Source organism: Shigella sp. FC1567, assembly GCF_001743015.1.
Taxonomy (GTDB): Bacteria; Pseudomonadota; Gammaproteobacteria; order Enterobacterales; family Enterobacteriaceae; genus Escherichia; species Escherichia coli.
The window spans coordinates 1-5,142 of sequence record NZ_MIIV01000141.1; the positions used below are offsets into that span (position 1 = coordinate 1).

The following is a 5,142-nucleotide window of genomic DNA, read 5'->3' on the forward strand; positions in this document are numbered from 1 at the left end:
GCGCGGAAACTGCTGGGATAACAGCCCAATGGAACGCTTCTTCAGGAGTCTGAAGAACGAATGGATGCCGGTGGTGGGTTACGTAAGCTTCAGCGAGGCAGCTCACGCCATAACGGACTATATCGTTGGATATTACAGCGCACTAAGACCGCACGAATATAACGGTGGGTTACCCCCAAACGAATCGGAAAATCGATACTGGAAAAACTCTAACTCGGTGGCCAGTTTTTGTTGACCACTTCACTCTTCTGTTTTATGGGCGCTGACAGGGCGCAGAAACAGCTTTGCTTACTGGAACATAACGACGCATGACGACACAGGTCCCACCTTCCGCGTTGCTTCCGTTGAACCCGGAGCAACTGGCACGCCTTCAGGCGGCCACGACCGATTTAACGCCTACCCAGCTTGCCTGGGTTTCTGGCTATTTCTGGGGCGTACTCAATCAGCAGCCTGCTGCGCTTGCAGCGACGCCAGCGCCAGCCGCAGAAATGCCGGGTATAACTATTATCTCCGCCTCGCAAACCGGCAATGCGCGCCGGGTTGCTGAAGCATTACGCGATGATTTATTAGCAGCAAAACTGAACGTTAAGCTGGTGAACGCGGGCGACTATAAATTCAAACAAATCGCCAGCGAAAAACTGCTCATCGTAGTGACGTCAACGCAAGGGGAAGGGGAACCGCCGGAAGAAGCCGTCGCGCTGCATAAGTTCCTGTTCTCCAAAAAAGCGCCAAAGCTGGAAAACACCGCGTTTGCCGTGTTTAGCCTCGGCGATAGCTCTTATGAATTTTTCTGCCAGTCCGGGAAAGATTTCGACAGCAAGCTGGCGGAACTGGGTGGTGAACGCCTGCTCGACCGTGTCGATGCCGATGTTGAATACCAGGCTGCTGCCAGCGAGTGGCGCGCCCGCGTGGTTGATGCGCTTAAATCGCGTGCGCCTGTCGCGGCACCTTCGCAATCCGTCGCTACTGGCGCGGTAAATGAAATCCACACCAGCCCGTACAGCAAAGACGCGCCGCTGGTGGCTAGCCTCTCTGTTAACCAGAAAATTACCGGGCGTAACTCTGAAAAAGACGTTCGCCATATCGAAATTGACTTAGGTGACTCGGGCCTGCGTTACCAGCCGGGTGACGCGCTGGGCGTCTGGTATCAGAACGATCCGGCACTGGTGAAAGAACTTGTCGAACTGCTGTGGCTGAAAGGCGATGAACCTGTCACCGTCGAGGGCAAAACGTTGCCTCTGAACGAAGCGCTACAGTGGCACTTCGAACTGACCGTCAACACCGCCAACATTGTTGAGAATTACGCCACGCTTACCCGCAGCGAAACACTGCTGCCGCTGGTGGGCGATAAAGCGAAGTTACAGCATTACGCCGCGACGACGCCGATTGTCGACATGGTGCGTTTCTCTCCGGCGCAACTGGATGCCGAAGCGCTGATTAATCTGCTGCGCCCGCTGACCCCGCGCCTGTATTCCATCGCCTCCTCGCAGGCGGAAGTCGAGAACGAAGTACACGTCACCGTTGGTGTGGTGCGTTACGACGTGGAAGGCCGAGCCCGTGCCGGTGGTGCCTCCAGCTTCCTCGCGGATCGCGTGGAAGAAGAGGGCGAAGTCCGCGTATTTATCGAACATAACGATAACTTTCGCCTGCCCGCTAACCCGGAAACCCCGGTGATTATGATTGGCCCAGGCACCGGTATTGCGCCGTTCCGCGCCTTTATGCAGCAACGCGCCGCCGACGAAGCGCCAGGTAAAAACTGGCTGTTCTTTGGTAATCCGCACTTTACGGAAGACTTCCTGTACCAGGTGGAGTGGCAGCGCTACGTCAAAGATGGCGTGCTGACACGTATCGATCTTGCCTGGTCGCGCGACAAAAAGAAAAAGTTTACGTACAAGACAAACTGCGCGAACAGGGCGCGGAGCTGTGGCGCTGGATCAATGATGGTGCCCACATTTATGTCTGCGGCGACGCTAATCGCATGGCGAAAGACGTTGAGCAGGCACTTCTGGAAGTGATTGCCGAATTTGGTGGCATGGACATCGAAGCGGCGGATGAATTTTTAAGTGAGCTGCGCGTAGAGCGCCGTTATCAGCGAGATGTCTACTAATGAGCGAAAAACATCCAGGGCCTTTAGTGGTCGAAGGAAAACTGACAGACGCCGAGCGCATGAAGCTTGAAAGCAACTACCTGCGCGGCACCATTGCGGAAGATTTAAACGACGGTCTGACCGGCGGCTTTAAGGGCGACAACTTCCTGCTGATCCGCTTCCACGGCATGTATCAGCAGGATGACCGCGACATCCGCGCCGAACGTGCTGAACAGAAGCTGGAGCCGCACCACGCGATGCTGCTTCGCTGTCGTCTGCCGGGTGGGGTGATTACCACTAAACAGTGGCAGGCGATCGACAAATTTGCCGGTGAAAACACCATCTATGGCAGCATTCGCCTGACCAACCGCCAGACATTCCAGTTCCACGGCATTCTGAAAAAGAACGTCAAACCGGTGCACCAGATGCTGCACTCGGTCGGTCTTGATGCGCTGGCGACAGCTAACGACATGAACCGTAACGTACTCTGCACCTCGAACCCTTACGAGTCGCAGCTGCACGCGGAAGCGTACGAGTGGGCGAAGAAGATTTCTGAGCATCTGTTGCCTCGTACCCGCGCGTATGCGGAGATCTGGCTCGACCAGGAAAAAGTCGCCACTACTGATGAAGAACCGATCCTTGGTCAGACCTACCTGCCGCGTAAGTTCAAAACCACGGTAGTGATCCCGCCGCAGAACGATATCGATCTGCATGCCAACGACATGAACTTCGTGGCAATCGCCGAAAACGGCAAGCTGGTAGGCTTCAACCTGCTGGTGGGCGGTGGGCTTTCTATCGAACACGGCAACAAGAAAACCTACGCCCGCACGGCGAGCGAGTTTGGCTATCTGCCGCTGGAGCATACGCTGGCGGTGGCCGAAGCTGTCGTGACAACTCAGCGTGACTGGGGTAACCGAACCGATCGTAAAAATGCCAAAACCAAATACACGCTGGAGCGCGTGGGGGTTGAGACGTTTAAAGCGGAAGTGGAGCGTCGCGCGGGGATCAAATTTGAACCGATCCGTCCATATGAGTTCACCGGACGAGGCGATCGTATTGGCTGGGTTAAGGGCATTGATGATAACTGGCACCTGACGCTGTTTATCGAAAATGGTCGCATCCTTGATTATCCGGGGCGTCCGCTGAAAACCGGCCTGCTGGAGATCGCGAAGATCCACAAAGGCGATTTCCGCATTACGGCGAACCAGAATCTGATCATCGCCGGTGTACCGGAAAGCGAGAAAGCGAAGATCGAGAAGATCGCCAAAGAGAGCGGGTTAATGAATGCCGTCACGCCGCAGCGTGAAAACTCGATGGCCTGCGTGTCATTCCCGACTTGCCCGCTGGCGATGGCGGAAGCAGAGCGTTTCCTGCCGTCTTTTATCGACAACATCGATAATTTAATGGCGAAACATGGTGTCAGCGATGAGCATATCGTGATGCGTGTAACAGGCTGCCCGAACGGTTGTGGTCGCGCGATGCTGGCGGAAGTGGGCCTGGTGGGTAAAGCGCCGGGTCGCTACAACCTGCATCTTGGCGGCAACCGCATTGGGACACGTATCCCACGGATGTATAAAGAAAACATCACCGAGCCGGAAATCCTGGCGTCGCTTGATGAACTGATAGGGCGCTGGGCGAAAGAGCGCGAAGCGGGTGAAGGCTTCGGCGACTTTACGGTGCGTGCGGGCATCATTCGCCCGGTGCTCGATCCGGCGCGCGATTTGTGGGATTAACCATCAGCCCGGTCTTGTAGGCCTGATAAGAACGCGTGAGCGTCGCATCAGGCAAGGCAAACAGTGAGGAATCTATGTCCAAACTCGATCTAAACGCCCTGAACGAACTGCCGAAGGTAGATCGCATTCTGGCGCTGGCGGAAACTAACGCCGAACTGGAAAAACTGGACGCTGAAGGCCGCGTAGCCTGGGCGCTGGATAATCTGCCCGGTGAATATGTACTTTCTTCCAGCTTTGGCATTCAGGCGGCGGTGAGCCTGCATCTGGTGAATCAAATTCGCCCGGATATTCCGGTGATCCTCACCGATACGGGTTACTTGTTCCCGGAAACCTACCGCTTTATTGACGAGTTAACGGACAAACTCAAGCTCAACCTGAAAGTGTACCGTGCTACCGAAAGCGCAGCCTGGCAGGAAGCACGCTACGGAAAACTGTGGGAGCAGGGCGTTGAAGGCATTGAAAAGTACAATGACATCAACAAAGTCGAACCGATGAACCGGGCTCTGAAAGAACTTAACGCGCAAACCTGGTTTGCTGGCCTGCGCCGTGAACAATCCGGCAGTCGCGCCAATTTACCGGTGCTGGCAATTCAGCGTGGCGTATTTAAAGTGCTGCCGATTATCGACTGGGATAACCGAACTATTTATCAGTACCTGCAAAAACATGGCCTGAAATATCACCCATTATGGGATGAAGGATATTTATCGGTCGGTGATACCCATACAACCCGTAAATGGGAACCTGGCATGTCGGAAGAAGAAACACGTTTCTTTGGCTTAAAAAGGGAATGTGGATTGCACGAAGGGTAAATATTGCCGGATAAATTAAACGCCTCTGTCAGAAATGATGGGGGCGTTTTTATTTTGCGAGCAGTATTCCTGATTTTAAACGTGAACGCCGCTGGAAGAATTATCAGGTATAGAATGGCGTCGGGTGCTTGAGGCTGTCTGGCGTTAAGCATTCGCGAGGTTCCAGATGGACAAAAGCCCCAGGCGATATTTCTATCAACCTGAGGCCAGCGTTCGAACCCAAACAATTCGAATGTTAGTCTCTTCTTTGCAGGGAGGCAAGACATGCTGACAAAATATGCCCTTGTGGCAATCGATAATGCTGCCAACTTACTGATTTAGTGTATGATGGTGATTTTAAGGTGCTTGCGTGGCTTCCATTTCCATCAGATGTCCTTCCTGCTCCGCTACTGAAGGCGTGGTGCGTAACGGCAAAAGCACTGCCGGACATCAGCGCTATCTCTGCTCTCATTGCCGTAAAACATGGCAACTACAGTTCACTTACACCGCCTCTCAGCCCGGTACGCACCAGAAA

4 protein-coding genes and 1 pseudogene are annotated in these 5,142 nt (G+C 54.2%); all 5 read left to right on the forward strand.

Annotation, left to right across the window (positions count from 1 at the left end; genetic code table 11):
• Positions 1 to 235: integrase core domain-containing protein (locus BHE85_RS10300; protein ID WP_146627965.1), on the forward strand; the 235-nt coding region annotated here is incomplete at its 5' end.
• 73 nt (positions 236 to 308) lie between these two features.
• Positions 309 to 2,107: pseudogene (gene cysJ / locus BHE85_RS10305) on the forward strand (NADPH-dependent assimilatory sulfite reductase flavoprotein subunit).
• A complete protein-coding gene (gene cysI, locus BHE85_RS10310; protein ID WP_001290680.1) occupies positions 2,107 to 3,819 on the forward strand; it encodes an assimilatory sulfite reductase (NADPH) hemoprotein subunit in 1,713 nt (570 codons plus the stop codon). Before cysJ ends, cysI begins: the two are co-directional and overlap by 1 nt.
• Positions 3,820 to 3,893: 74 nt before the next feature.
• On the forward strand, positions 3,894 to 4,628 hold the full coding sequence (gene cysH / locus BHE85_RS10315) for a phosphoadenosine phosphosulfate reductase (RefSeq protein ID WP_000039851.1): 735 nt from the start codon (positions 3,894 to 3,896) through the stop codon (positions 4,626 to 4,628).
• Between the two features lie 349 nt (positions 4,629 to 4,977).
• The coding region (locus BHE85_RS10325; protein ID WP_047664789.1) for an IS1 family transposase at positions 4,978 to 5,142 on the forward strand (165 nt) is incomplete at its 3' end.